Annotated in this window: 26 protein-coding genes; 12 read left to right on the top strand and 14 right to left on the bottom strand. The window is 61.5% G+C overall.

Going from position 1 to position 25420, the window contains the following annotated elements; all coding sequences use genetic code 11:
• The first annotated feature begins 294 nt into the window (after positions 1–294).
• A complete protein-coding gene (locus LB558_RS06750) occupies positions 295–1236 on the top strand; it encodes a phosphotransferase family protein (RefSeq protein WP_224696819.1) in 942 nt (313 codons plus the stop codon).
• A 42-nt stretch (positions 1237–1278) separates the two neighbouring features.
• Positions 1279–2076: an SDR family NAD(P)-dependent oxidoreductase gene (locus LB558_RS06755; RefSeq protein WP_224696820.1), complete on the top strand. Its 798-nt coding sequence runs from the start codon at positions 1279–1281 to the stop codon at positions 2074–2076.
• Positions 2077–2144: 68 nt separating this feature from the next.
• Here the strand turns inward: LB558_RS06755 and LB558_RS06760 are convergent, their stop codons facing one another.
• Together LB558_RS06760 and LB558_RS06765 are read right to left on the bottom strand one after the other, a co-directional pair.
• Positions 2145–3146 carry an NAD(P)H-quinone oxidoreductase gene (locus tag LB558_RS06760; protein ID WP_224696821.1) on the bottom strand — a complete coding sequence of 334 codons (1002 nt, stop codon included), beginning with the start codon at positions 3144–3146 and terminating at the stop codon, positions 2145–2147.
• A gap of 80 nt (positions 3147–3226) precedes the next feature.
• Positions 3227–3604 carry an ABC transporter permease gene (locus tag LB558_RS06765; RefSeq protein WP_224696822.1) on the bottom strand — a complete coding sequence of 126 codons (378 nt, stop codon included), beginning with the start codon at positions 3602–3604 and terminating at the stop codon, positions 3227–3229.
• 246 nt (positions 3605–3850) lie between these two features.
• On the opposite strand from LB558_RS06765, the gene LB558_RS06770 reads away from it, so the two are divergent.
• The 4 genes from LB558_RS06770 to LB558_RS06785 all read left to right on the top strand — a co-directional run bounded on the left by LB558_RS06770 (position 3851) and on the right by LB558_RS06785 (position 8293).
• The gene (locus LB558_RS06770; RefSeq protein ID WP_224696823.1) at positions 3851–4555 is read left to right on the top strand and encodes an amidohydrolase family protein; all 705 of its coding nucleotides are present in this window, start codon (positions 3851–3853) and stop codon (positions 4553–4555) included.
• 58 nt (positions 4556–4613) lie between these two features.
• On the top strand, positions 4614–5867 hold the full coding sequence (locus LB558_RS06775) for an acyl-CoA dehydrogenase family protein (protein WP_224696824.1): 1254 nt from the start codon (positions 4614–4616) through the stop codon (positions 5865–5867).
• A 48-nt stretch (positions 5868–5915) separates the two neighbouring features.
• Positions 5916–7496 (top strand): class I adenylate-forming enzyme family protein, encoded by a 1581-nt coding sequence (locus LB558_RS06780; protein ID WP_224696825.1) that lies wholly within the window; start codon positions 5916–5918, stop codon positions 7494–7496.
• Between the two features lie 128 nt (positions 7497–7624).
• Positions 7625–8293, top strand: a complete 669-nt coding sequence (locus tag LB558_RS06785; RefSeq protein WP_224696826.1) for a GntR family transcriptional regulator — start codon at positions 7625–7627, stop codon at positions 8291–8293.
• Positions 8294–8317: 24 nt separating this feature from the next.
• Here LB558_RS06785 and argE read toward each other — a convergent pair whose 3' ends face one another.
• Complete coding sequence (gene argE / locus LB558_RS06790) at positions 8318–9469, bottom strand: acetylornithine deacetylase (RefSeq protein ID WP_224696827.1); 1152 nt, start codon at positions 9467–9469, stop codon at positions 8318–8320.
• Positions 9470–9694: 225 nt separating this feature from the next.
• On the opposite strand from argE, the gene LB558_RS06795 reads away from it, so the two are divergent.
• Positions 9695–10546 (top strand): LuxR C-terminal-related transcriptional regulator, encoded by an 852-nt coding sequence (locus LB558_RS06795; protein ID WP_224696828.1) that lies wholly within the window; start codon positions 9695–9697, stop codon positions 10544–10546.
• Positions 10547–10684: 138 nt separating this feature from the next.
• Here the strand turns inward: LB558_RS06795 and LB558_RS06800 are convergent, their stop codons facing one another.
• Entirely contained in the window at positions 10685–11461 is a 777-nt protein-coding gene (locus tag LB558_RS06800) for a transporter substrate-binding domain-containing protein (protein WP_224697202.1), read from the bottom strand.
• Between the two features lie 285 nt (positions 11462–11746).
• Between LB558_RS06800 and LB558_RS06805 the strand changes: the two genes are divergently transcribed.
• The gene (locus LB558_RS06805) at positions 11747–13129 is read left to right on the top strand and encodes an FAD-binding oxidoreductase (RefSeq protein ID WP_224696829.1); all 1383 of its coding nucleotides are present in this window, start codon (positions 11747–11749) and stop codon (positions 13127–13129) included.
• A 64-nt stretch (positions 13130–13193) separates the two neighbouring features.
• Here the strand turns inward: LB558_RS06805 and LB558_RS06810 are convergent, their stop codons facing one another.
• The 6 genes from LB558_RS06810 to LB558_RS06835 form a co-directional block, all read right to left on the bottom strand.
• Complete coding sequence (locus tag LB558_RS06810) at positions 13194–13982, bottom strand: ABC transporter permease (RefSeq protein WP_224696830.1); 789 nt, start codon at positions 13980–13982, stop codon at positions 13194–13196.
• Positions 13979–14734, bottom strand: coding sequence for an ABC transporter permease (locus LB558_RS06815; RefSeq protein WP_224696831.1), 756 nt, complete (start codon positions 14732–14734; stop codon positions 13979–13981). The genes LB558_RS06810 and LB558_RS06815 overlap by 4 nt, the downstream gene beginning before the upstream one ends.
• Positions 14735–14743: 9 nt before the next feature.
• Positions 14744–15511 (bottom strand): transporter substrate-binding domain-containing protein, encoded by a 768-nt coding sequence (locus tag LB558_RS06820; protein ID WP_224696832.1) that lies wholly within the window; start codon positions 15509–15511, stop codon positions 14744–14746.
• Between the two features lie 28 nt (positions 15512–15539).
• Positions 15540–16343, bottom strand: a complete 804-nt coding sequence (locus LB558_RS06825) for an ABC transporter ATP-binding protein (protein ID WP_224696833.1) — start codon at positions 16341–16343, stop codon at positions 15540–15542.
• A 319-nt stretch (positions 16344–16662) separates the two neighbouring features.
• Positions 16663–17052, bottom strand: a complete 390-nt coding sequence (locus LB558_RS06830) for a RidA family protein (protein WP_224696834.1) — start codon at positions 17050–17052, stop codon at positions 16663–16665.
• Positions 17053–17084: 32 nt separating this feature from the next.
• Positions 17085–17948: an alpha/beta hydrolase gene (locus LB558_RS06835; RefSeq protein WP_224696835.1), complete on the bottom strand. Its 864-nt coding sequence runs from the start codon at positions 17946–17948 to the stop codon at positions 17085–17087.
• Positions 17949–18302: 354 nt separating this feature from the next.
• On the opposite strand from LB558_RS06835, the gene LB558_RS06840 reads away from it, so the two are divergent.
• Together LB558_RS06840 and LB558_RS33135 are read left to right on the top strand one after the other, a co-directional pair.
• Positions 18303–19430: a GMC family oxidoreductase gene (locus LB558_RS06840; protein WP_224696836.1), complete on the top strand. Its 1128-nt coding sequence runs from the start codon at positions 18303–18305 to the stop codon at positions 19428–19430.
• Positions 19349–19597: an amidase family protein gene (locus tag LB558_RS33135; protein ID WP_224696837.1), complete on the top strand. Its 249-nt coding sequence runs from the start codon at positions 19349–19351 to the stop codon at positions 19595–19597. The genes LB558_RS06840 and LB558_RS33135 overlap by 82 nt, the downstream gene beginning before the upstream one ends.
• Before the next feature lie 319 nt (positions 19598–19916).
• Here the strand turns inward: LB558_RS33135 and LB558_RS06850 are convergent, their stop codons facing one another.
• Positions 19917–21548, bottom strand: coding sequence for a GMC family oxidoreductase (locus tag LB558_RS06850; RefSeq protein ID WP_224696838.1), 1632 nt, complete (start codon positions 21546–21548; stop codon positions 19917–19919).
• Positions 21545–22081: a gluconate 2-dehydrogenase subunit 3 family protein gene (locus LB558_RS06855; protein WP_224696839.1), complete on the bottom strand. Its 537-nt coding sequence runs from the start codon at positions 22079–22081 to the stop codon at positions 21545–21547. Before LB558_RS06855 ends, LB558_RS06850 begins: the two co-directional genes overlap by 4 nt.
• A gap of 358 nt (positions 22082–22439) precedes the next feature.
• Between LB558_RS06855 and LB558_RS06860 the strand changes: the two genes are divergently transcribed.
• Together LB558_RS06860 and LB558_RS06865 are read left to right on the top strand one after the other, a co-directional pair.
• Positions 22440–23228, top strand: a complete 789-nt coding sequence (locus LB558_RS06860) for an HpcH/HpaI aldolase family protein (protein WP_224696840.1) — start codon at positions 22440–22442, stop codon at positions 23226–23228.
• Positions 23229–23262: 34 nt separating this feature from the next.
• Positions 23263–23658 carry a YybH family protein gene (locus tag LB558_RS06865; protein WP_224696841.1) on the top strand — a complete coding sequence of 132 codons (396 nt, stop codon included), beginning with the start codon at positions 23263–23265 and terminating at the stop codon, positions 23656–23658.
• Between the two features lie 60 nt (positions 23659–23718).
• Here the strand turns inward: LB558_RS06865 and LB558_RS06870 are convergent, their stop codons facing one another.
• Positions 23719–24159, bottom strand: coding sequence for a MarR family winged helix-turn-helix transcriptional regulator (locus LB558_RS06870; protein WP_224696842.1), 441 nt, complete (start codon positions 24157–24159; stop codon positions 23719–23721).
• A gap of 169 nt (positions 24160–24328) precedes the next feature.
• Positions 24329–25384: an ABC transporter substrate-binding protein gene (locus tag LB558_RS06875; protein ID WP_224696843.1), complete on the bottom strand. Its 1056-nt coding sequence runs from the start codon at positions 25382–25384 to the stop codon at positions 24329–24331.
• Between the last annotated feature and the right edge of the window lie 36 nt (positions 25385–25420).

Below are 25420 nucleotides of genomic sequence, written 5' to 3' on the forward strand. Positions count from 1 at the left end.
AGCTTGACTGTCCGAGCGCTCGTTTCTCCTGAAAGTTGCGCCGCAACCCCGAGCGCAAATCCATTCCACCAGGTATTCCACCGCCGCTGCTTCTCCAACCTTTTTTTGGAATGTCAGACAATAATAGAGGACATTTTTATTGACATAGGCGGGCCAACCTTGGACGTTGCCTGGCGATAGCATCCGTCGGGTACCATCGGACTCGCAATGCATGAACGTCCCGAGACAATGAGGAAGGTTCCCTCCGCTTTGGCCCGATGGCTGGCGCGGCACGTCGATGGTATGGTGGAACCAATGTCTATTGTCCGCCTGCGAGGGGGCCAGTCCAATCCAACATTTCTGGTTGAATCGGGGGCGGGGCGGCTGGTGCTGCGGAGCAGACCGCGCGGGCTATTGCTTCCGAGTGCGCACGCGGTACACCGCGAGTTTCTTGCTCAATCGGCCTTGGCTGGAACGAGTGTTCCCGTTCCAACGATGCTCGCATATTGCCACGACCCTACGGTTTTCGGCAGTGAGTTCTACGTAATGGATTTCGTGGCAGGCCGCACATTCGTCGACCCGCTTCTAAACGAGCTCAGTCGAACGGAACGCACCTCCATCTTTCATTCCATGAACACTACCATCGCAGCCATCCATTCAGTCGACGTTGATGCCATTGGGCTTGGCGAATTCGGGCGCCGTGAAGGATATATCACCCGGCAGATCGCGCGATGGTCGAAACAGTATGAGCGGTCCAAGACATCGGACAACTCGGCTTGGGAGAGGTTGGTTGCGTGGCTGTTGGAGCATGCCCCCGCTGATAGCGCGTCGCGACTCGTCCACGGCGATTTTCGGCTGGACAACGTGCTAGTTCATCCTGTGAAGCCCGAAGTCGTAAGCGTCATTGACTGGGAACTTTCGACGCTTGGTGATCCAATTGCGGACTTTGCCTACCATGTAATGATTTGGCGTTTGTCTCCCACACTCTTCCGGGGACTTGCAGGTGTTCAATTGGAACAACAAGGCGTGCCTGATGAGGCAAGGTACGTGGCGGATTACTTCGAGAAGACTCGCTTTGAGAGTCCGGCAAAATGGGAATACTACTTGGTGCTGGCGATGTTTCGATTGGCGGCAATTCTGCAAGGAATTGCAAAGCGGTGGGTGGACGGGACGGCTTCCGACCCGGAAGCCGCCGAACTGGGTGCCAAGTCTCTACCGGTGTCAGAACTTGCTTGGAGCATCGCACGTGGTCTCTAGGATGAATGGCGGTCTTGGACGAGCGCAATCAGCAGGTATCCGATGAGCGCCTCAAATGACAATGACGATCGCAACCCACTCTTTAGCCTATCTGGAAGGGTGGCTGTCATTACCGGTTCTTCTCGGGGCATAGGACGTGCGATAGCCGAACGCATGGCGCAGGCAGGCGCAAATGTGGTGATCTCATCGCGAAATGCAGAAGCATGCGAGGGAGTTGCGGCAAACCAGGAGCACGGAAAGGGCCGGGCTGTAGCGATCGCGGCCAATATCTCGGATCGCATCTCAACAAAGGCGCTGCTGTCGGCGACGGAGAGGCAGTGGGGTCGGCTCGACATACTGGTTTGCAATGCGGCGAGCAATCCATATTACGGTTCCTTGTCGGACATAACAGACGACACGTTTCTCAAGACCCTCGACAACAACATAGTCGCGAACAATCGTCTTATCTCTTTCTCCCTTTCAATGTTGCGCAGGAGCGGGACCGGATCGGTGATCATCATCTCCTCAATCGGCGGGTTTTTCGGATCAAGGGTCATTGGCGCATACAACGTATCAAAGGCAGGCGACATGCAATTAGCCAGGAACCTGGCGATGGAATTCGGGCCTGAAAACATTCGCGTCAATTGCATCGCTCCGGGCCTCATCAAGACGGATTTCTCCAAGGCTCTGTGGAGCGATCCAGAGAAATCGGCTCATTTTGAGCGGATAACCCCGCTTGGCCGGGTGGGTACCGTCGATGAAATAGCCGGTACCGCCGTGTTTCTCGCTTCGCCGGCCGCGAGCTATATCACAGGACAGACCATCGTGGTCGATGGCGGGGCGACCATCTTCGGTGCCTAGAGAGCGGATCCTGATGCGATCCCGAGACAGCGACCGCAGTGCCTGTTTGATAGATTTCTTGTATGAATTTAGCGCGGGTCCAGCATGATCTTGCCAACGTGGCCGTCATGCTCCAAAGCGCGGTGGGCATACGCAGCCTGCCGGAGTGGAAAAACCGAATCGATTATCGGCCAGCACTGGCCCGCAGCGAGGATCGGCCAAACGTTAAGTCTAAGGTCAGCGGCGATGCGCGCCTTCTCCTCGTCGGTCCTTGCCCTCAGCGTGCTCCCGGTGATGACGAGCCGCTTCGCCATGATGCTCATGAGGTCGACATTGCTGACGACCCGCCCTCCCATGAGCCCAAGCAGGATCAGCTTGCCGTCGCGCGCCAGCGCGCCGAGGTTCTCGTCGAAATAGGACGCGCCCACGATGTCGACGATGATGTCGACGCCCCGCTCCCCGGTGGGCTTCAGGACCGCCTCTCGGAACGATTGCGAGCGGTAGTTGATGGCAATCGCGCCGAGCTGCCGTAGCGCCTCGCATTTCGCGTCGCTTCCGGCGGTCGCAAAGGCCGTGATGCCGAACCTGCGGCAGAGCATCAGCGTCGTCGTGCCGATGCCGCTCGTTCCCCCGTGCACCAGCACGACCGCGCCCAGGTCTGGCTTCCGGGGCGTGAAAAGGTTGGCCCAGACCGTGAAAAAGGTCTCGGGCAGCGCTGCGGCATGCAGAAGATCCATTGTGTCTGGGACGGGCAGGACCTGTCCGGCCGGCACCACGCAGTATTCCGCATAGCCACCGCCGTTGGTCAGGCCGCAGACGGCGTCGCCGACGGTGATCCCGGAGACATCCGCCCCGGTCGCGACGACATGCCCCGCGACCTCGAGGCCGGGGATGGTGGAGGCGCCGGGCGGGATCGGATATTGCCCCAGCCGTTGCAGCACGTCGGGACGATTGACGCCGGCCGCCGCCACCTTGACCAGCACCTCTGATTTTCCAGGCTTCGGCGTCCCGGTCTCGCGGGCAACGAGCACGTCCGGCCCTCCGGATCGCTCGATCTCGATGTGGGTCATTCGGGCAGGTATGTCGGGCATTGGGCAGGTCCTGGTGAGAAGCTCGTCTCGGCTTTTCGTCTCGGGCGGGCGCGGTCCTGGGAGCGAGGAAGCGCGTTCGTTCAGGTGGCACCGCGATGCCGCGTCGCCAGGCGCCCAAGCCGGACCATCGCGTAGTTGATCACCAGCGCGAAGATCAGGACAACGACGATCCCGGCATAGACGTCCGGCGTGTCGAAGGTCGTCCGGTGGCGTGAAATCCAGTTGCCGATGCCGTAGACTGAAACGATCATTTCACCGACGATGACCGCCACGATCGACATGCCCGTGCCGATCCGCAACGCACCGATGACCCCGGGCAGCGCCAGCGGCAGCAGCACGCGCAGGTGACGAAGTGAGTGTCGTGCCGATCCATTGCTATTGTCAATCGAAATTGTCAGACGATCTCGTCTATGTAAAAAGCAATCGGTCTGAATATCCGGCGCTTCCGCGTTTCGCACGTCCGCTGCAAATCCGTTCTGCTGGCAGGTTCTTGTGCACAAAATTGTCTGGCAATAAAAACAGACACCCCTTCCCAAGCCGACTCGAAAAGGAGAGGATCGGGATATCTGGGCCGGCGACTCCGTCGCCAGTATCTCCGCTCGAGGCCACCAGGAAGGTCTGCGAAACGTGAAGTATGTCAGCCGCGTCGATCACCCATTCTCGATCTTCGACATGAAGCCGACATTGCCGGTCGTATCGCCTTCATGGACTTCTGGGGTATCGAGCATGCTTTGCTGCTGCCCGCATCCGGATACTCCCGCCAGCGGGGGATCGACGACACGAAGCGCGTCAACGACGCGCTCGCCACCTATCGCGACCGCAATCCGAGCCGCTTCGTCGCCGCCGCCGGCGTCGTCTCCCCCAAGGAAGGCGACCTTGGCGTGGACGAGACGCGGCGATGCATCGTGGACCTCGGCATGAAGGCGATGGTCTGGCACCATCGCTTCGACGGCTCCGTGATCAACCACATCGGCATGCATCCCATCCTTGAGGAGATGGCGCGCCATGAGGTGCCGGCCATGGTGCATATCATCTGCGATTCCAAGCTGGAGTCGCCGTGGAGGCTGGAAGATCTCGCGGGCCAGCATCCCGGCGTCACCTTCATCGCGCTCGATGCGTTCTGTTCCCCAGATCACTCCAGTTGGATGCAGCTCATCGCGCGGCGCAACCGGAATATCATCTTCGATACGGGCCAGCTCACCTCGGCCGGGCACAACCTGCCCGAATTCATCGAGGCGATCGGCGCGGATCGCCTGATCTTCGGCACGAACTTCTATTCGTCCGAGCCGCGCGTGTTCGACGTCCCCTACCCTCTGCAGGAGGTTCTGGCACTCGACATCCCAGATGACCAGAAAGCATCCATCCTCGGCGGTCGGTCGCGGGAGCTGTTCAAGATTTCCGCCAGCTAGCATCCTGGCTTTGAAGGCTGGCCGTGGGCTTGCTGTGGACTGAAAGTGGACGTGCCGGATGATCCCGCAGAAATCAGATATCGTGACCGAGTTGGAAGGCCGACTGCTTCGGTTCATGGATGAGCATATCTACCCGAACGAAGAGCGTTTTTATCGCGAGACCGACGAGGTCGGGCCCTTCGGCGTCCAGCCCATTGTCGAGGAGCTGAAGCCCTTCGCCAGGAAGAAAGGCCTGTGGAATCTCTTTTATCCCGATGGCGAATACCGTTTGTCGAACCTCGACTACGCGCCGCTCTGCGAGATCATGGGCCGGTCCCACCTCGCGCCCGAGGTTTTCAACTGCTCCGCGCCCGATACCGGCAACATGGAGGTGCTGCACAAATACGGCACGGAGGCGCAGAAGGAAGAATGGCTGAAGCCCCTGCTCGACGGCAAGATCCGGTCGAGCTTTGCAATGACCGAGCCGGACGTCGCTTCGAGCGACGCCACCAATATCCGCAGCTCGATCGCGGCGGACGGCGACCATTACGTCATCAACGGGCACAAGTGGTACACCACCGGCGCCACCGACCCGCGCTGCAAGATCATCATTTTCATGGGCAAGTCGCGCCCCGAGGCGACCGACCGCCACCGGCAGCAGTCAATGATCCTGGTGCCCAAGGATGCGCCCGGCGTCACGGTTGTCCGGGCAATGCCCGTCTTTGGCTACTGGGGCGTTCCCGACCGCGTGTCGGAGGTCAAGTTTCAGAACGTTCGGGTTGCGTGCGGCAACATGATCCTGGCCGAAGGGCGCGGGTTCGAGATCGCCCAGGGGCGGCTCGGCCCCGGCCGCATTCACCATTGCATGCGGCTGATCGGCCTTGCCGAGCGCACGCTGGAAAGGATGTGCAGGCGCGTCGACAGCCGGATAGCCTTCGGCAAGCGGATCTCCGAGCAATCGGTCACGCGCGAGCGGATCGCCGAGGCGCGGATCGCCATCGAACAGGCGCGTCTGCTGACGCTGCGCACGGCGAGCATCATCGATGCCGTCGGCAACAAGGCGGCGCGGCGCGAGATCGCGATGATCAAGGTCGCGGTTCCGAACATGGCCTGCAGGGTAATCGACTGGGCGATCCAGGCGTTCGGCGGCGGCGGCACCAGCAATGATTTCGGATTGGCGATGGCCTACGCATCGGCCCGGCTCCTCCGGCTTGCGGACGGCCCAGACGAGGTACACCGGGATCAAATCGCGCGGATGGAATTACAGCGTCATGTCGACACGCCGCCAAGCGCTGCGGTCGACCGGACAGGATCGGGCGGCGTAGCGGCGTGAGCACACCCACCGGCATTCCCGGATCAGCGGTCACGATCGGAGATCAGCATGCAGCAGCCCCCGACCCGGATGGAAGTTCATTTCGGCAACCGTCTTGTCCGGTGCTACGCCGGCCGTCCGGGCTCCGTCCGGGATTTCCTTGGTGCGGCGCTGCAAAACGCTGCCGACCAGCCGGCCATCACCGATGGCGATGAAACGCTGAGCTACCGGGCGCTCGACGAAGCGGCCGCCCGCGTTGCCCGAGCCTTGCGGCATCTCTCGGTCGACCGCCGCGACCGCGTCGCCATGATCGTCGCCAACCGCAAGGAATTCGCCATCGTCGCGCTGGCCTGCGCGAAGCTGGCGGCGATCTTGGTTCCGATGGGTCTGCGCCTGCGGTCGCCCGAGATCACCTACATCTGCCAGGACTCGGCCGCGAAGGTGCTCTTTCACGAAGCCTCCCTGGCGGACGTTCTGCCCGATCCCGCGTCGACGCCCGATCTGGCTCATCGTGTTTCCGTGGCTGGCGCCTCCCCCGGCTCGACCGGCTTCGACGCGCTTCTCGGGCATGAGCCGCTAACAGACGAGCCTGACCTGCACGAGGACGATCCCTACTGCATCTTCTACACCTCCGGAACCACGGGAAAGCCAAAGGGCGGGGTGATAACCCACCTCGGCACGGTCCATTCCAGCCTGCACTGGAAATTCCACCTCGACCTGCCGGAGAGGCCCAAGGCCGTTCTAGCTATTCCCGCCAGCCATATTGCGGGCTTTGCCGGCGTGTTGATGCCGATCCTGCATCTGCAGGGGCACCTCACCCTAGTGCCCGATTTCAAAGCCGCGGCCTTTCTGGATCTTGTTGAGGAGAAGCGGATCGAGCACGCGCTACTGGTGCCGGCCATGTACAATCTCTGCCTGCTCACGCCCGACATTGGCACGCGCGACCTGTCCTCCTGGCGGTGGGCCATCTACGGCGGCGCGCCGATGCCGGAAGCGACGATCCGCAAATTCCAGGATCTCCTTCCCGGCCTGATGATGGCCAATGCCTATGGCGCTACCGAGACCACCTCGCCCGCGACGATCATGATGCCCAAGCGGACGCTGGAGAAGCCGGCCAGCATCGGTGTGTCGGTGGCGTGCGGCGACATCCGCATCATGGGAGAGGACGGGAAGGAGGTGGCGGCTGGCGAAACCGGTGAACTGTTCATCTCCGGCCCGATGGTCATCCCGCACTACTGGAACAATCCCGAGGCGACCGACGCGAGTTTCATCAACGGCTACTGGCGGTCGGGCGATCTCGGCTCCATCGATGGCGAGGGGTTCGTCAACCTCTTCGACCGGAAGAAGGACATGATCATCCGCGGCGGCTACAAGGTTTTCTCGGCGGAGGTCGAAAATGCCCTGGCCGACCACGGCGATATCATCGATGCGGCCGTCATCGGGATGCCCGATGACATCCTTGGCGAACGCGTCGCGGCCTTTATCCAGTGCGCGCGCGACTCGCTGTCGGCCGACGAGGTCAGGGCGTTCTGCGCGAGCCGCATCGCGGACTACAAGGTGCCGGAAAGACTGGAAATATCGACGGACCCGCTGCCTCGAAACGCCAATGGAAAACTCCAGAAGGATGTTCTCAGGGCGCGGCTGCGATGATAGCGTCTCGTCCAGATCGACCGAACCGTCCTGCATTCTGCGTCTCGTCGCAGCGATCGGCGCAGGTTGACATGCCTCAGCTGCCCGATCATCAGCAGCCAGTCCCGATGTTTTGAGAGTTTGATCCGTTGCCGCGCAGCCGCAAGACAGAAGACGAGAGCGTCAAGGAAGACGACAGCGAATTCAGCTCCTCGGACCTGCTCGCCCGGTCGATCGTTCGCGGCATCTACGAGGTCACCTACGTGCCGGGCCAGCGCCTCGTCGAGCAGGATCTTATGGAGGAGTACAAGGTCAGCCGCAGCACGGCGCGTGAAGCCATCAAGATTCTCAAGGCGGATGGAGTCGTTACGACCAACCCGTACAAGGGCGCGCAAATCCGGAAACTGACCCGGGAGGACGCGATAAACATCCTCGCAGTGACCGAAGTCGTCATCGGGCTGGCGGCGCGCCAAGCGGCCGAGCATATCGAGAAGCCCGGCGCGAGGAAGAGCTTGCGGGCCGCGCTGGATAAACTCATCAAGCCGGACAACTCCGAGACCAATTACGACTTCGTCCGGCATCGCAACCAGTTCTACGGCACGCTGACCGCAATCAGCGGCAACCATGAGCTGGCCCGGATCATGCAGAAACTGCAGATCCACCTGATCCGCAACAGGCTCGTCGTCCGCCGCGAGGAGCGCATCAACGGCTATCGGGAGATCGCCGAACTGATCGACAAGGGCGACGCCAAAGGGGCCGAACAGCGCGCCCGCCGCTACGCCCGCCGCACTGCGGAACTGATCCTGCCGCTGTTCTGAGGCGGCGCTAAGGCTTGCAAGGCCTTAAGTAAGCGTTCCGGCGACCTTGACGAGGAAATCGACGCAGGAATCCAGGTCCGACTGCGCTATGAATTCCTCGGGCTGATGCGCCTGCGCGATATCGCCCGGACCGCAGATGATGGCCGGAACGCCGGCCGCCTGGAAGATCCCCGCCTCGGACCCGTAGGACACGGCCTTGGGAGCAGACTGTCCGAGCAGCTCCATCAGGTGACGCTCGAGATCGGCATTGGCGTTCGGGCGCAGCGCCGGCACATGCGCCTCGATGATGAACTCGATGCCGCAGGCGTTGTCGATCGCCTTCATCGCCGGTTCGAGTTCGCGCGCCGCGAAGGCCTTCACTGCCTCGACCATGGCCAGGTCGTCCTGCCCCGGAATGAAGCGTGCTTCCCATGAGAACTCGCAATGTTCCGCCACGATGTTCTGCGCCGTCCCGCCGTGCACCATATTGACCTGCGTCGTGCTGTAGGCCGGATCAAGGCCTGAAAAGACAGGTCCGGCGCGCAGCTCCCGTTGAACCGCTTCGATGTGGGCGATGAGCTGCGCGGCGACCATGACCGCGTTCACATGGCGATCGGGCTGCGAGGAATGGCCGGGTTTGCCCTTGATGCGAACCCGGTTGAGCAGACCACCCTTGTGGGCGGTGACGACCTGCATGGAGGACGGCTCACCGATGATCGCCAGGGCAGGATCGAGCCCCGATCGGCCGAGCCAGTCGGCCATCGGCTGAACGCCGTCGGAACTGACCTCCTCGTCGTAGGAGAGAGCCAGGTGCAACGGGCGCTTCAATGACAGCCGCGAGACGTGCGGGACCACCGCCAGGCAGCAGGCAATGAAGCCTTTCATGTCAGTCGCGCCGCGGCCGATGAGCCGGCCGTGGTCACGGCGCATCGTGAAAGGATCGGCGTGCCAAGCCTGCCCCTCCGTCGGCACCACGTCGGTGTGGGCCGACAGTACGATGCCCCCCAGCGCGTCAGGCCCCAGACTGACAAAGAGGCAGGTCTTGTCGCCGGCATTATTGGGGAAGCGGCGGACGCGCGCTGAGTACTGCCGGCAAAATACCTCGATCCAGTCGATCAGCGCGGTATTCGAGCGGGAGCTGACCGTGTTAAACGCAATCAGCCGGTCCAGATGGTCGACGGCGCTCAGCTTGTGCATGTCTTGGTCGTCTCCGTTGACACCCCAGCGTGACGGATGCCCTTCTTTGGCGAGTTTGCCCGGGCGGTCGCTATCCTCCTGAAGGAGGGTGCCCTACGATCGCCAAAATGGCGGCCGGACATACGGCGATCAAGCAAGGTCGAGGACCAAGGTCTGCAAGGCTTTGATTTTTATTTGTGCGTCCGGCTAACAAGAGATACTCTGTGCCAGCTCGGGAGAGAGCCAATGAGTTTTGTGAGCACGCGCAACTTGACATCATTGCCGGCCGCGCTGCCGGTGCAGCTTCCCGTGGCATGGGCGGAAGCATCTGCGGCCATCATCGAGACGCTCGACGATCCGGAATTGCCGTGCAGCGTGGCGAAATCCCTGTCCACCCTTCTGACATTCGACGAATGCCGGCAGATTCTCTATGCCGGTGAGTCACGCCCTACGGTCGTGTTCGACAGCCTTCAGGAACATACGCATCGCTCGGGAATAGCAAACTATGTGAGCAACAGCTACATCATCAATCCCACCTACCGCATGTACAGGTCGGGGAAGCTCACCGGTCCATACCGGATGCGCGATATCGCCTGCTTCAACGAAAACGATGTCGATCTGGAAAAGTACCGGATCATCGTGCTGCCGACCGAGGAAATCGGTTTTGTCACCGAGGGCATGCCGGCGGGAAACGAAGAGCTATGCGTAGGACTGGCGATGCCCGATGGCACCTGCGCCATGATCTCCCTGTCGCGGAAGCGCAGTTCCAAGGGCTACATGCCGGAGGAAGTCGGCCGGATAGGCAGCGTCGTGCCGTTCCTGACCGCGGCCTTTCGGCGGTACTGGCAAAAGACCCGGGTCGCATCTTCTCCCGAACCTAAGGGATTCAAGCTGCTTAGCCCGCGTGAACGGGAAATCGTCGATCTGTTGATGAAGGGGCATTCGACCCTTTCCATCAGCCTGCGCCTGAACATCTCGACCACCACGGTCAAGACGCACCGCAAGAACCTCTATGCGAAGCTGAGCATTTCCACGCAGTACGAGCTGTTCAGCCTCTGCACCAACGCGCTGCATCACCGACCCGCGTTTCAGGCGTAGAGAAATTTCAATTTAAGGTGCGCAGCTGCTTGCTGCTGCCATGAGGCATGGCGCCCGCATTTCCTGACCTGCTCAAAAAACATCCGCCGGGGAAACCCCGGCGGATGCCTGCGCCGCATCTCCTGGGAGGATTAGACGTCACTCATAGATATCGAAGTCAAAATACTTATTGCTGATCTCGCCGTATTTCCCGTTTTCTCGGATATTCTTGATCGCCTTGTTGACCATTTCCTTGAGGTCCGGATCGGTCTTGCGCACACCAACGCCGGAGCCCGGGCCGAATATCTCGAGATCGTCAGACCGCGAAATCCTGCCCTTGACCTCGCAGCACTCGGCGCCCGCTCCCTTCAGGAAGTTCAGCAGGAACACTTCGTCGGATTGCGTCACGTCGATGCGGCCGGCGATCAGATCCTGATTGGCTTCATCCTGCGCGGGGTAGGATTTTACGGTCGCCTTGGGGAAATACTTCTTTACATAGCGCTCGTCGGTCGAGGCTTGCAGAACGCCAATGGTCTTTCCGGCAAGCCCTTCCGGTGTGACTTCCACGGCGACGCCTTTCTGGCCCACGACCGACCGCTTCGTCGCGGCGTACTTGTCCGAGAAATCGATGACTTCCAGGCGCTTGTCGGTGATTGACATGGCCGACATGATCAGGTCGATCTTGCCGCCGGTCAGCTCCGGGATCAGCGCGCTGAACGTCGTCGGAACTAGCTCGCACTCGAGCTTTTGATCCTGGCAGATCGCTTCGAGAATTTCGATTTCCCAGCCGGTGAACTTACCGGAAGCATCCGGCGCCTGGTACGGCGGAATCGGCGTGGCGGCGATGCCCACCTTGACGGATCTGGCCATCGCGCTCGACCCAATGCCCAATGCGGCAACCGCGGCGGCGGCAAACATCAACAATTTGAATTTCATACGATTTCCCCCTGGATTCAGAATTGCTTCGCGAGGCCCGTTCGTGAAATGCCTCAGGACGTCTGCAAAAGCCCCTGACAGACAGTAAGGCACGACGTGGTTCTATGCCCCCATAGTTCATGCCTGCCGGAAGGTTTAACATCCACGACGTTGGGTCGCCCTCCTCCTGCAGGAGGATGTCGGTCGTTAGAAATGCTGCAAGGAATAAGCTCGCACCTGCACTGCGTGGGCATGATATTTCCAAGTCCATTCAAATTTCTTCCCGATATTGGAAAAAGCTAAACGATGACTGCTGACGTTATTTCCGCTCTCGCTGCCGAACTGGGCAATGAAATCCTCTTCGGCGACGATATCCCCGCGCGCAACAAACGCGACTGGAACAGCCCCGACCCGGTCTGCCCGATTGCTGTCGCAAGGCCCGCGATGCCCGAAGGCGTGGCCGCCGTGCAGCGCATCTGCGCTACGCACGGCGTTGCCGTCGTCCCACAGGGCGGCCTGACCGGACTGTGCGGCGGCGCGCAGCCGGTGGCCGGCTGCGTCGCACTCTCGCTTGAGCGGCTGGTTGGAATCGAGGAGATCGATCCCGTCTCCAGTACCATGACGGTGCGAGCCGGAACCACGCTGGAGGCGGTACAGAAGGCCGCCGCGGAAGCTGGATTGTTCTGCGCTCTCGATCTCGGCGCGCGCGGCTCGTGCAGCGTTGGCGGCAACCTGTCGACCAATGCCGGCGGCAACCGGGTCATCCGCTATGGCATGGCGCGGGAAATGGTGCTCGGCATCGAGGTGGCGCTGCCGGACGGGACGCTGATGACCTCGCTCAACAAGATGCTGAAAAATAACGCCGGCTATGACCTGAAGCAGCTTTTCATAGGCAGCGAGGGCACGCTGGGCGTCATCACCCGCATCGTGCTGCGCCTGTTTCCGCAGCCGGCGGCGACAATGACCGCCGTCTGCGGCTTGGCCGATTACGACGCGGTGCTGCGCATGCTGGCGGGAGCGCGCCAGACGCTTGGCCCCCTGCTCTCGGCGTTCGAGGTCATGTGGCCGGACTATTTCGACACGGCGACCCGACGGCTGCCCAGCATCCGCCGCCCACTCGCGGGCGATCACGGCATCTATGTGCTGCTTGAAGCCCAGGGCAACGATCCGGTTTCGGACCCGCGGCATTTCGAGGCCTGGCTCGGCGGATTGCTGGAGGCAGGGGTGGTCGAGGACGCGGCCATTGCACAATCCGTCGCCGATGCGACGTCGTTCTGGGATGTCCGGGACGCCGGCGCAGAGTTCAAGGCGCTGATTGGCGCGTTCGGGTCGTTCGATATCGGTTTGCCGGTCGACCGGATGAACGACTTCGTGCGCATCTGCCAGTCGACGCTCAGCGCCGAGCTTCCCGGCTGCGCCAGCTTCTTCTTCGGCCATATCGCCGACGGCAATATGCATATCATGGTGGGCATGCCGGGTGTCGCGACACCGCCGCTGAAAGCGATCGATGAAGTCGTCTACCGACTCGTGCGCCAGCATGGCGGCACGATCTCGTCTGAGCATGGCATCGGCGTGAAGAAGAAGGCCTACCTGCCCTATTCTCGCACGCCCGAAGAGATCGCGCTGATGAAGACGCTCAAGGCCGCGCTCGACCCGAAGGGTATCCTCAATCCCGGTAAGGTCGTGTGACCGGCTCTGAGGGAAACGGTCTGGAGGAGGGGCTGGAGCCTCTTGGCGAAGGCTCCGCGGATATCTACGCGACCCTGTTCGGCACGAGCCTCTCAATGTAGCGGAAGAGCAGCACGAGGATGCCCGTCAGCACCATATAGGCGGCCGCGAGCAGCAGCAACGGCTCGTAGATGATGAAGGTGTCGGATCGGACCTGGTCCGCGACCGCGAAAATATCGATCACGGTCACGGTGGCGACGAGCGCGGTGCCCTTCATCAGCAGCACCGATTCATTACCCACCGTCGGCAGGGCTCGCTGGAACGCCTGGGGGAACCAGATGCGCCGGAGCGCGGTGAGGCGCGGCATTCCGAAGGCACGGGCTGCTTCGAGCTGCCCCTTCGGGACGCCGAGGAAAGCGCCGCGCATGACCTCGCCCTCATAACCGGCGAAGGACAGGGTCAGCGCCAGCACGGCGAACGGCCAAGCCTCCCGCAGGTAGGGCCACAGGAACGAACTGCGCAGCCAGGGAAACTGGGGGAAGAACGATCCCAGCCCGTAATAGAGCGCCCAGAGCTGGAGCAGCAGCGGCGTGCCGCGGATGACCGAGCAGTACGCTTTGGCCGGCACGGCGAGATACCAGGGTCCAGCCGCCTGGGCGAGACCCAGCCAGATGGCGAGGAAGAGCCCGACGCTCCACGCGACGGCCCAGATCCACAGCGTGTTCTTCAGGCCCTCGAGGATCATGCCCGAATCCCAGTATTCCTGGATCCAGTCCCATCGCAGGCTGACGACGCACCAGTAAATAAGCGCCACGCCGAGGATGATCATCAAAACCCGATGCGGCCGCGCCAGCGCGCGGAGGGAGAGCATCATATTCCCGATCCCCTGATCGGAGCCAGGCCGCGTCGGGCCCAGCGTTCCATGCGGGCGAAGACGCGGCCCGATAAGATCGAGATGATCAGGTACAGCACGCCCGCCGCCGCGAAGAAGGTGAAGTGCGCCTTGGTGGCGCCGGCCGCCTGTTTGGTCGACAGCGTCAGTTCGCCAAAGCCTATGACGGCGAGAAGCGCGGTGTCCTTGGTCGCGATCAGCCAGAGATTGGCCATGCCCGGGATCGCATTCGCCATCATCTGCGGAAACGTGATGCGCCAGGCGGTCTGGATCGGCGACATGCCGAATGCCTTGGCCGCGTCGAGCTGGCCGAACGGAACCGACTGGATCGCGCCGCGCAGGATCTCGGTCATGTAGGCGCCGATCACCATTCCGAGCACGATGGTGCCGACCAAAAGCGGCGGCAGCACCATCCGCTCGTAGCCCGAGGCCACAAGCACTTTGTTCACCGCCTGCGGCACCGCGTAGTAGAGGATCAGGATCAGCACCAGTTCGGGCACGGCGCGCACCACGGTGGTGTACACCTGCAGGAAATCGCGCGGCAGCGCGCCCCCGTAGAGCTTGCCGTAAGCGCCAAGGAAGCCGATCACCAGCGCCACCAGATAGGCGCCGGCGGCCACCTCGAGCGACCGCGCCAGGCCCATCAGCAGGTTCCCCCCCCAGCCCGGAGGGGAAAGTGCCAGAAGCTCAAGCGATCCTCCAGGAGCGAACAGGTTCATGAAAGGCTCGAGCATCGGCAGTCCTCAGTCTCCGTAGATCGACGACTTGAAGTACTTGGTGCTGATCTTGTCGTAGGTGCCGTTGGCACGGATATTCTTGATGCCCTGGTTGACCTTGTCCTTGAGTGCCGTCTCGCCCTTGCGGAACCCGGCGCCCACGCCGGGGCCGAAGATCTCGACGTCCGGCTTGACCGCGCCCTTGACGTCGCAGCAGGCGGCGCCCGCCTCTTCGACGAACTTCTCGATATAGGGCGATTCCGCCATCGTCGCGTCGATGCGGCCGGCCACCAGATCCTGAAGGACCTCGTCGAACGATTTGTAGGACTTCACCGTCGAATGGGTGAAGTACTTCTTGGCGTAGGCTTCCTGGATGGTGGCGGTCTGCAAGCCAATGGTCTTCCCGGCCAGTCCCTCGGGCGTCGCATCGAACTTGGCATCCTTGGCGCCCACGACGAAGATCGGCGAATTGTAATACTTGTCGGAGAAGTCGATGACTTCCTGCCGCTTGGGTGTGATGGACATAGACGACATGATCATGTCGATCTGGCCAGACGTCAGCGCCGGGATCAGGCCGTCCCAGGACACTCCCATAATTGTGCAGTCGAGTTGCTGGTCGGCACAGATGGCGGCGAGGATCTCTGGTTCCCAGCCCGTAAACTTGCCCGCCGCGTCGGGCGCGAAAAACGGCGGCGCGGGAAACGCGCCCATGCCCACCTTTACCTGTTCCGCCATGGCGCCCGACCCGAAGGCGAGCACCGAGGCAAACGCGAGTGCAACCAGCTTGATTTTCATAGTTCCCTCCCTGTGGAATTCGGAATTGTCAGAGGACCGATTTCAAGAACTGCTTCAGCCGCTCCGACTTCGGTGTACCGAACAGTTGCTCGGGTGGACCTTCCTCCTCGATCAGCCCGTTGTGCAGGTAGACGACGTGGTCGGCGACCTCGCGCGCGAATTTCATCTCGTGCGTCACCAGCACCATCGTGCGTCCTTCGGCCGCAAGGCCACGGATGACGCTCAGCACCTCGCCGACGAGTTCGGGGTCGAGCGCCGAGGTCGGTTCGTCGAACAGCATGGCGCGCGGCTCGATCGCCAGCGCCCGCGCGATTGCCGCGCGCTGCTGCTGACCGCCAGACAGGAAAGCCGGATACGTCCCCGCCTTCTCTGGCAGGCCGACGCGCGCCAGCAGCTTCTCAGCGCGCGCGATCACATTCGCTTTCGGCATGCCGAGGACATGGATCGGAACCTCGATCAGGTTCTCCATCACCGTCTTGTGGCTCCACAGGTTGAACGACTGAAACACCATGCCGAGCCGCTGCCGGACCTGTTCGATCTGCCGGCGGTTGACGGGCGTGCCATCAGGACCGAGGAGGATTTCCTCCTCGCCGATCACGATCTTGCCACTCGTCGGCGTCTCAAGGAAATTGATGCAGCGCAGGAGCGTCGACTTGCCCGAACCCGAGCCGCCGATGATCGCCACCACGTCGCCTTCGCGCGCCGTCAGCGAGACGCCTTTCAGCACCTCCAGGGCGCCGAATGATTTGCGAAGGTTCTGGACACGGATGGCATAGGGCTTCTGCTCCGAAGCAAAACCCTCCGCCTCATTCTTCGCGGCGATCGCCAGCATAAATTGATATACCCCTCGCAGACTGCCCGAACGGATTAGAGTGTCTCTGGCCGATGGGTTGCGAAATCGATCGCGCGCCGACGGGCAGGTTCATCGGTCGACTTCCGGGGTTCCCTGCATTTGCCGCACACATGTGCCAGCAATCAGGCATTCGGGAAAATATTGGCTCCCGATGTTGCCGGCCCGAAAGAAGATGTTGCTGGTGGATAACATTCCGTGCCCTGGGCCACCCTCCTCCCAGAGGAGGATGATGGAGCCGTTCGTCATTTATTGTTCCTGCGGCATCGCCTTTCACGTAGGCGCGCCGACGAGAGCGCCGCTATTGGGCGAAGGCGACAGCATCCACCTCGATGAGCCATTCCGGCTTCAGCAGCGCCTTGACCACGATCAGCGTCGAGGCGGGCCGCGTATCGCCCAAATACTTTACCCGCACGGGATTGAGTTCGCCCACTTGGGACGCGTCCGTGACATAGGTGACGACCTTGATGAGGTTGGACGCGCTCATCCCGACCTCCTCGAGAATCGCGCAGATGTTGCGCCAGATCGCATCGGCCTGTGAGGCGAAGTCCCGTGGGGTGCTGCCGTCCAGACGCATCCCGATCTGGCCAGCGATGTGGAGGAAGCGGCCCGCGCCCGATGTGAGAACGGCCTGGCTGTGCAGGCCGAGCGGCGGGGGCACGGTCGCGGGGTTGATGTTTCGTGTTGGCAAGGTCTTTCTCCGAACTAACGGCAGGCGCCGCCTCACGATCCGACGAGTTTCAGGGCCTTTTCGAACAGGACAGTGGATTCATCCGCCAGTTCGTCGGCAACGGTGAGATGGTCGCGGCCTGGAACCGTGTAGCGTTCCATCCGGCGCGCCGGCGTTGTAAAGATATGGGCGTAGCGGTCGGACTGACGATGGAATTCCGCGCTCTCGTCCGCGCCGCAGACTACGAGCTGCGGCGCGTCGGTTGCGGGCGGAACGTTGATCGGGCTTTGCGACGCAGCTTCGGAGGCGTCCATACCGAGACCCTTGTTGATGGAGGTATGGCGCAGCGGTTCGAGTTCGAACAGGCCGGAGATCGGGATGCCGCCCTTGACCAGGTCTGCAGGCAGGCCGCCGCCGGCCTCTTCCCTCCAGTGGGTGGCCATGACCATGGCCGTGATGTGCCCGCCCGCCGAATTTCCGGAGACGAACACGCGCTCGCGCGAGAACCCGAGTTCGGCCGCGTTACGCCAGATCCAGCCCACGGCGCGCCGCGTCTGCGGCGGAATATCCGACATGCGGACGGACGGACAGAGATCATAGTTGACGACGGCGACGGAGACGCCGTTCTGTACGAATGGCGCAGCGATGAAGCTGAAGACCGATTTGTCGAAACGCTGCCAGTACCCGCCGTGAAAGAAGACAAGCACGGGGTCGTTGTCGCCGGCCGGAAAGAAGTCTAGCCGCTCCCGCGGCCGCTCGCCATACGCCAGGTCGATACTCCCCTTGGCACGAGCGCGAAACTCGGCGCTGCGACGCGTCCAGTCGGGGATAACGGCGCTGTCGAGGTCCGGCCTTGCGAGGCGGATATTGTACTGCTTTTCCAGTTCATCCGCGCTGTAGCCGGGAAGCACCATCATTCTAATGTCGTCCGTTCTTAGGGCGACAGCGCCACAGTTCGCAGCCGCTTGCTGAAATCTGATATTTCAGAAATAGAGCGTAGAGCCGCGATGCCGATTGTCAATCAAAATGTCAGGCGATCGGGGCTCCGCCTTGACCTGAAAGCGACGCGACCACGATCGGGCCGGAACGATCCATAGCTCATCCCGAGGGCGCTGTCGGCAGTCACCACCAAACGCCTCGTGCAGAATGGCGATTTCTGCGTTCCGGTCGCCTGCGGCGGCGGGGTCTCCATATCGCGGCACAGGTTTTGACATCCGGTAGGACCACTGTATTCTGATATCTCAGAATTGCATAGGTGTGGCGGGAAGACCATGGCTGACTACATCATCATCGGTGCCGGCGCTGCCGGCGCTGTTCTCGCCAATCGTTTAACCGTGGACCCGCGCATTCGCGTGACTCTCATCGAGGCGGGCGGGTGGGACAACAGTCCGTTTATTCATATGCCCGCAGGCTACTACCGCCTGATGCAGACATTGCAGTTGGATTGGGGCTACCACACAGTTCCGCAGCCGCATGTGAATGGGCGGGTAATGTTCATCCCCCGCGCGAAAAGCGTCGGAGGATCCACCACCGTGAACGGCATGATCTATGTCCGAGGCAATCGAGCCGATTATGACGGGTGGGCGAAGCTCGGCAACCGAGGCTGGAATTACGACAGCGTCCTCCCTCATTTCAGAAAGGCCGAAAGCTGGGGCGGCGGAGGCGTCCCGTCGACTACGCGAGCAGGAATTTCCAGTCCCATATCCAAAGCATGGATGGAGGCAGCCCAGCAGGCCGGCTATTCCTATAACGACGACCTGAACGCGGGCAATCAGGAAGGTGTCGGCCCATGCGATGCCACGATTGCGGACGGTGTCCGATCGAGCGTGTCCCGCTGTTACCTTAAGCCGATCAGGCATCGCAGCAATCTGACCGTTATCACCAAGGCGGTGGCGTCGAAAATTTTGCTGAGGAACGGTTGCGCTGTCGGAGTGGAATATCTGCAAGGTCGAAGCGCCAGGACCATCCATGCCGATGTCGAAGTGATCGTGTCGGGCGGCGCGTTCAATTCGCCGCATCTCCTTCTTCAGATCTCGGGCATCGGAGACTCCGAACATTTGCGCAGGATCGGCGTCAAGGTCGAACATGAGTTGCCAGGCGTGGGGCGGAACCTGCAAGACCATGTCGGCTGCGGGCTGAAGGTGCGCATCTCCAAGCCGCTGTCGGCATTGAAGTACCTGAAGCTCCATCGGCAGCTCCTCAGCATCGGGCAGTATTTCCTCACCCGGCCGTTCACGCCGAGACATTTCCGGCCATGGCCGATGAATATGGCTATCGGATTACAAAGGGTCTTCAGTCCGGCCGCAGCCTGGACCCGGTGGCGTATGCGCGCACCTCGATCGAGCGCAATCGGTTCGCTGGATCGCTGCGGCTCGTCTTCCAGCATGTCGATGCGCTGATTGTGCCGGTTTACAATTTTCAGTCGCCGACATGGTCTGAGCTGGAGCAGATCCTTGATACGGATGTCCTGCGGCTGTGCCGCTTCACAATGCCTTTCAATGCCAGCGGCAGTCCCTCCGTCACGTTTCCGGTAGGCTTCAGTGAGGTCGATCGTCCAGTAGCGTAAACATCCGCCGGTTCATCGACATGGACAGTCTCCCATTTTCAATAAGCTCCGAAGTCATTGTGATCCCCTGTTCTGCTTTTCTGTGGAAGTTAATTTTCTCGACTTTCGAGAGTTCTATTGTACGATTCTAGTCTAATACCTCCGGTATTGTTATTTATCGATACCCCAGTACCAGGAATTATATCGCCGATCTGGCAGAAGGTTTTTTCGTACGAGCGGTGAGGTGACAGATGATCTTTCTGCTAAGCACCTCTCTGACCAAACATAATCCGAGTTTTCTCCGCCGAGTCCGGCTCCTCCGGACGAAGTGCAATCCCGGCTAGGTCACGGCACTCCGCGTCGTACGGCTTAGTTCGAGATAGTTGTCCCGCACATATTCCGCTGCGCGCAGCGCCAGCGCCGATACCGTCGGCGTCGGATTGACGACGCCGCCGGTTGCCAGAGTCGAACCGTCCACGATGAACAGGTTGGGGACGTCCCACGCCTGGTTCCATCGATTGACCACCGACATCTCCGGGTCATCTCCCATCCGGCACGTTCCGAGAAGATGCCATGCAGGCGTCCGGTAGACCCCTTGCGTATCCCGGTAATCGTTGAGTTCGATGGTGATGGCGTTAGCCGCCCGGCCAATGTCCACAAGCCGGTCCAGCCCGAAATTCATCATCCGGCGGTCGTTCTCGCCAGGCGCATAGTTGACGCGCGTGACCGGAATGCCGTCCGCATCGGTAACCGCATCATCGAGATAGACGCGGTTTTCGGGGTTCGGCAGATCGTCGCCCATGGCGAGCAGCGTGATGCTGTGGCCGAAGTTCTTCTCGAACCATTGGTGGTGGCCCTTGCCCCAGGGAGCGGCCGAGCCGCCCAGCCAGCCATTGCTCAGTTCCGCGGCAGACGGGCTCGATGTCAGGCAGTTGAAGTTGAAGCCGTTGACGAATCCACGTGACAGATCGGTCTCGGCAAACTCCCTCGAGATCAGCGACGCAATGTGGCCGACATGACCGTCCACTTGTTCCTCGACCTGGATCTGCGCCGAGACGAGGGTGTGGTGGAGCAGGTTCCGACCAACCATTCCCGAACTGTTCGCGAGATTGTCGGAGGTCAGCAGCAGGCGGGGCGTGCCTACGCCGTTCGCGCCAAGGAGAATGACGTTCGCCCGCGTCCGCTCTTCGCGGCCGCTGATGCGATCCTTCCAGACCACGCCCGTGGCCCGGCCGTCCCGGCCGATCTCGATCCGGAGGACGCGCGCATTGGTCTGCAGCCGGGCGCCCGCCCTAAGGGCTTTCGGCCAAACCGATTGCGAAAACAGCGACATCGAACCGCGTGAGCAGCCGAAGCACAAGCCGCAACTGTTGCAGCCGGGCCGGCCGTCATAGTCCTCCGAGATCACCGCGGCTTCGGCCGGCCACCAATGCCAGCCGAGCCTGTCGAAAGCCTTCGACAGTTTTTGCGCCGACCTGGAGAATGGTAGCGGCTTGGTGGGGAACTGTTCGCGCGGGGGCATCGCCGGATCGCCTGCAAGTCCGCTGACGCCCAGGAGCCGATCCACCCGCTCGTAGAACGGGGCGAGGTCCTCGTAAGAGATCGGCCAGTTGGGCTGCAGCCCATGCTCATCGCCCTTGCGAAAGTCGGAGGGACGATAGCGCGGCCAGATGGCGCCGTAGACATTCGTGGAGCCGCCGACGCCGTTCCACATCAGGACATGGCTGGCGTTCGTATCGACCCGATAGTCGTCCGTGTTGCTACGGCTGTTGACGTCTGGATTCCAGGTGTCCTGGCGTTGCCACGCCCAGTCGGGCCGCTCGTGGGCGCGTTCCTTCGTGTCGACCCAATTTCCCTGCTCGAGACACAGGACGTCAAGGCCGGCCTGCGCCAATACCAGTGCCGACAGCGAACCCGAGGCGCCAGAACCGATGATCAGCACATCGCAGGCACTGTCCATCGTCGCGCTCATCGCCGTAATCCCCAACGCTCGGTGGTTTTCTGTTCTAGCTCAAGGTGCGACGCATCCACGGGCGTAATGTCGTCCGTCGTGAGAAAGCGTCCCCGGTGATGTTTTGGCGTCTGCGACGCCTCGAAGGCCGGAATAAAGTAGCCGTCGCGGTGCGGCGTCAGCCGGTAGGGAATGCCGCGCGCGTCGATGGCCGCGACCACGGCCGGGCTCTCGTAGTAGGCATAGTTCGTCATGCCCTTCAGCAATGCGAAAACCGCCGGCTGATCGGCCTCCAACGCCGCGACGGCGTTGATCCGTTGATCGGCGGACAACCCTTCATATGGAGCCTTATGGGCCATCAGGATTTCGGCGATGGAAACCAGCATTGCTTCGCCCTGCTTGCTGAACAAGCGCATCAGGACGGCGTGCTGTGCACCCACCTGGCTGGCCGACGGCCACCTGTCGCCGCCGGGCAGGAGAACGTCGACAAAGGCCGCGAGCAACGTCGCCAGTTGCTCGATCCTCAGAGAGTTCGATGTGTTCTGCAGTGCCATCGGACTCCTCCCCGATCGGTCCGCCTGTATCGACCGTATTCACACAGTGAAAATGGAACCGTATATAATGTCAAATGAAAATATTGCATATGATACTATTTGGACGCTGAGAGTTGCGTTGCTGGCGCGCTTCGCTCTTGAGAAGACAGCGAGGCCGGCTCCAATCGTCCGCGCCAAAGCCCACGAGTGCGAACTTCGGCCGGCTGTGTTCCCGGCTATATTGGCAATCGTCGCCGGGTTGGAGGTATCCTCCCGAGGGGGGATACCAAGCGCCGGCGACATGACTGCTTAGTCCGGCAAAGGGTGCGATAGCCTCACCCAAAGACGATCCGAGCAACTTAGGAAGGAACTCGCGCCGATGGCCGACGACACCCCATTCGTTCAGAAAATCAAATCCCGTCAGGCGGTGTTCGGTAGCTGGCTTCAAATTCCGCATCCCATCGTCGCGGAAACCATGGCGCAGTCTGGAATGGATTTCCTGCTCGTCGATGGGGAGCATGCGCCGATCCCGACCAGCGCGCTGATCGATATCCTTCCCGGCGTCGACAGGCATGGCACGGCCGTCGTCTACCGGGTGCCGTGGAATCGGCCGGAATATATCAAAGCGGCACTGGATGCCGGCGTGAAAGGCATCATGGTGCCGATGGTCAATTCCGCGGAAGAAGCAGCCGCCGCAGCGTCAACGGCAAAATATCCCCCTGACGGGACACGTGGCGCCGGCGCCTGGCGTGCGTCAAACTACTATCAGGATGACGCCGCCTATCGGGCCAAGGCGAACGAGAGCACCGTCGTGATCGTCCAGATCGAGACCAAGGAAGCGGTCGACGCGGTCGACGCGATCGCCGCCACCTCCGGCGTCGATGTAGTCTTCATCGGACCCGGCGATCTCGCCCTGTCACTGGGTATCGAGCCCGGCGTGCCGCATCCCAAGCTTCGGGCGGCATGTGAGGCGGTCGTTGCGGCGGCAAAGAAAAATGGGATCGTCGCGGGCATCGCCCTGACCTCCCTCGATACCATTCCAGAGTTTGCGCGCATGGGATTCGGCTTTTTCACCTACGGCATCGATATCCTCTATCTTCTAAACAACGGACGCCAGACGGCTCGGGACGTTCGCGCGAAATTCGGCTCCGCCGTGCCGGCGACTTGATCGAAACAGGTCCACTCAGCGACGAAGAGAAAACATGACCGCTCAAACGGCGTTTGATGAAGCTGCCATCCGAGCCTTGCGGGCAAAGTCGAACGAGGCGATCGCTCGCCACGACTTCGACACCGTTGCCTCCGTGTTTCGCGGGGATGCCAGAATTCTCGCAAGCTCGGGGGAACTGATGGATGGCGGTGACGCCATCCACAGTTACTTCAAACGCACCTTCTCGGATCCGGCCTTCGTGACCGCCGCCCGAAACCCCCAGACGATCCATGTCGGCGGAACGACGGCGGCGGAGGAAGGCTCATGGGAAGCGACCTGGAAGCCCAACGTGATCCGCGGCAAGTACCTGGCACGGTGGGAGCGAGGTTCTGAAGGCTGGAGTACCGTGGCTGAATTCTACGTTCCGCTCATATCGCAGCCGGCCGAGTAAGCGTCGACATGTAGCAACCGACAATCGGCGGCAGCGGCAAAACTTTCGCCCGCAAGTCCGCTAGCCAGCGTCTTTCTGGCCTGGCTGCCGCTGGCAAAGCTGCTCGAGGATCGTCATCAGCGTGTTTGCGTCGCCGGTCTCCTGCGTGCGCTCGAGGATCTGCTGCAGCTCCGCTTCCTGCCGCTCACGGAACGGCCGCAACTGTTCGAAGACGGCAAACCCCTTCGGCGTCAGCAGCACCCTCACCCGCCGCCGGTCGTTCGGATCGGCGGCGCGCTGGACCAATCCCTCGGAAATCATGCGGTCCACAACCTTGGTGAGGGTGGAGGGGTCGACGACGGATAGCCGCGCCAAAGCCGACATTTCCAAGCCTTTGTTGTAGGACGGCGCCGCCAGGGCTTCGACGACGCGAATCTGCTCCCCCGGTATTCTCGTCGGGCGCAGCTGCTCTTCCATCTCCTTCTGAAGCTGTTTGTTCAGGCTGGCGATCAGAAGTGCCACCTTCGAAGGTATGGAAGTGCCGGGCATGCATGTGTCCTTCAAGTTTCTGCAAATGCGTCGTCGGACCCGGCTAAACTATCTACTGAAATCATGTCATCTGCAACAAAGGGCTACCGCCGCCATCGCTTTTTGCAAATGTTCCGCGTGGATGCCGCCGATGTTCATCCCGCTAATAGCGTGCAACGATGTCGAAGGACAGGCCGTTGGCCTCGGCGACATAGACGGGAGGGAGGCGGGTCAGATTTGTCAGGCTGGTTTCAAATCTGGCCGACCGGAATTCGATCGAGCTGGCCGGGGTGGCCAGCGTCGCCTTTCCCTGCGTCGACCCCGCCGCCCTCATGAGAGCAACGGAATAGCTGACGCCTTCGTAGAACGACTGACCATAGGTGTTCGGCACCGCTGCCGTATCGCCGAAGGCGTTCCAGTAATGCTCCTTGAAGCGCGAATTGGAATCGGAGCTCAGTGACGCGAAGTAGTGCGCGCCGGCGAAAAGGCCTTCGGTCTGGTCTGCGCCCAGGCCGAGCAATATGGTCTCATCCGTGGCGATGGCGAAACGCGGAATCTTCGCGGCTAGCCCCGCGTGTGAGAACGCGCGGTAGAACGGGATGCTTTGATCTCCCACCAGAAAAACCAGCAGGATGTCGGGTTTCAATCTTTTCAACTCTTCGGCCATCTGGTTGTCCCAGGCGTCAGGCGCATCGATCGGCCGCGCGCGGATGCCGAGAACGCTGTTGCCCCACTCGGAAATCATCCGCGCATAACGCGGCATGGTTTCGCGCGGCCACCGATAGTCGCTGCCTATCAGGAAGAAGCGTCGCGCCTGGAACCGCTCCTCGATCCAGCCGAGGAGCGGACGCATCAGCACGTCGTCGGTAGCGCTCAGCGAAATTACGTTGCTCCGTCTGGAGTTCCGTTCATAGGTGGGCGTATAGACGAACGGGACCTTGTTGCCGATCGCTGCCGAGACCTGGTCTCGCGAATTCGATCCGATGAGCCCGACGATGACGGAAGCGCCGTCGACCTCAACCATATCGAGTGCGGCGTCCACGGTCGTCGACGCATCCCAGCCGGCGTCGCGCACGACGAGGTCGATCTCCGCCCCGAGCACGCCGCCGGCGACATTCGCTTCCGCCGCGCCGATGATCGCGGCATTGACGCAGGATGGCGCCCAGATGGCGAGCGGTCCTGTCTTGCCGATCAGTAGCCCGATCTTCGCACTTGCCATAAGGACCCGATTACCCTTCCAGCGAAAGAACAGGAG

Source organism: Mesorhizobium sp. CO1-1-8 (assembly GCF_020164875.1).
GTDB lineage: Bacteria > Pseudomonadota > Alphaproteobacteria > Rhizobiales > Rhizobiaceae > Mesorhizobium.

What these genes read in the sequence shown, in the direction of transcription:
- LB558_RS06825 (WP_224696833.1), bottom strand. Translation starts at nt 16,343, where the DNA reads ATGCTGGCGATCGCCGCGAAGAATGAGGCGGAGGGTTTTGCTTCGGAG.
- LB558_RS06865 (WP_224696841.1), top strand. Translation starts at nt 23,263, where the DNA reads ATGACCGCTCAAACGGCGTTTGATGAAGCTGCCATCCGAGCCTTGCGG.
- LB558_RS06815 (WP_224696831.1), bottom strand. Translation starts at nt 14,734, where the DNA reads ATGCTCGAGCCTTTCATGAACCTGTTCGCTCCTGGAGGATCGCTTGAG.
- LB558_RS06755 (WP_224696820.1), top strand. Translation starts at nt 1,279, where the DNA reads ATGAGCGCCTCAAATGACAATGACGATCGCAACCCACTCTTTAGCCTA.
- LB558_RS06835 (WP_224696835.1), bottom strand. Translation starts at nt 17,948, where the DNA reads ATGATGGTGCTTCCCGGCTACAGCGCGGATGAACTGGAAAAGCAGTAC.
- LB558_RS06760 (WP_224696821.1), bottom strand. Translation starts at nt 3,146, where the DNA reads ATGCCCGACATACCTGCCCGAATGACCCACATCGAGATCGAGCGATCC.
- LB558_RS06860 (WP_224696840.1), top strand. Translation starts at nt 22,440, where the DNA reads ATGGCCGACGACACCCCATTCGTTCAGAAAATCAAATCCCGTCAGGCG.
- LB558_RS06810 (WP_224696830.1), bottom strand. Translation starts at nt 13,982, where the DNA reads ATGATGCTCTCCCTCCGCGCGCTGGCGCGGCCGCATCGGGTTTTGATG.
- LB558_RS06875 (WP_224696843.1), bottom strand. Translation starts at nt 25,384, where the DNA reads ATGGCAAGTGCGAAGATCGGGCTACTGATCGGCAAGACAGGACCGCTC.
- LB558_RS06840 (WP_224696836.1), top strand. Translation starts at nt 18,303, where the DNA reads ATGGCTGACTACATCATCATCGGTGCCGGCGCTGCCGGCGCTGTTCTC.
- LB558_RS06820 (WP_224696832.1), bottom strand. Translation starts at nt 15,511, where the DNA reads ATGAAAATCAAGCTGGTTGCACTCGCGTTTGCCTCGGTGCTCGCCTTC.
- LB558_RS06805 (WP_224696829.1), top strand. Translation starts at nt 11,747, where the DNA reads ATGACTGCTGACGTTATTTCCGCTCTCGCTGCCGAACTGGGCAATGAA.
- LB558_RS06795 (WP_224696828.1), top strand. Translation starts at nt 9,695, where the DNA reads ATGAGTTTTGTGAGCACGCGCAACTTGACATCATTGCCGGCCGCGCTG.
- LB558_RS06780 (WP_224696825.1), top strand. Translation starts at nt 5,916, where the DNA reads ATGCAGCAGCCCCCGACCCGGATGGAAGTTCATTTCGGCAACCGTCTT.
- LB558_RS06770 (WP_224696823.1), top strand. Translation starts at nt 3,851, where the DNA reads ATGGACTTCTGGGGTATCGAGCATGCTTTGCTGCTGCCCGCATCCGGA.
- LB558_RS06850 (WP_224696838.1), bottom strand. Translation starts at nt 21,548, where the DNA reads ATGAGCGCGACGATGGACAGTGCCTGCGATGTGCTGATCATCGGTTCT.
- LB558_RS06800 (WP_224697202.1), bottom strand. Translation starts at nt 11,461, where the DNA reads ATGAAATTCAAATTGTTGATGTTTGCCGCCGCCGCGGTTGCCGCATTG.
- argE (WP_224696827.1), bottom strand. Translation starts at nt 9,469, where the DNA reads ATGCACAAGCTGAGCGCCGTCGACCATCTGGACCGGCTGATTGCGTTT.
- LB558_RS06750 (WP_224696819.1), top strand. Translation starts at nt 295, where the DNA reads ATGTCTATTGTCCGCCTGCGAGGGGGCCAGTCCAATCCAACATTTCTG.
- LB558_RS06855 (WP_224696839.1), bottom strand. Translation starts at nt 22,081, where the DNA reads ATGGCACTGCAGAACACATCGAACTCTCTGAGGATCGAGCAACTGGCG.
- LB558_RS06775 (WP_224696824.1), top strand. Translation starts at nt 4,614, where the DNA reads ATGATCCCGCAGAAATCAGATATCGTGACCGAGTTGGAAGGCCGACTG.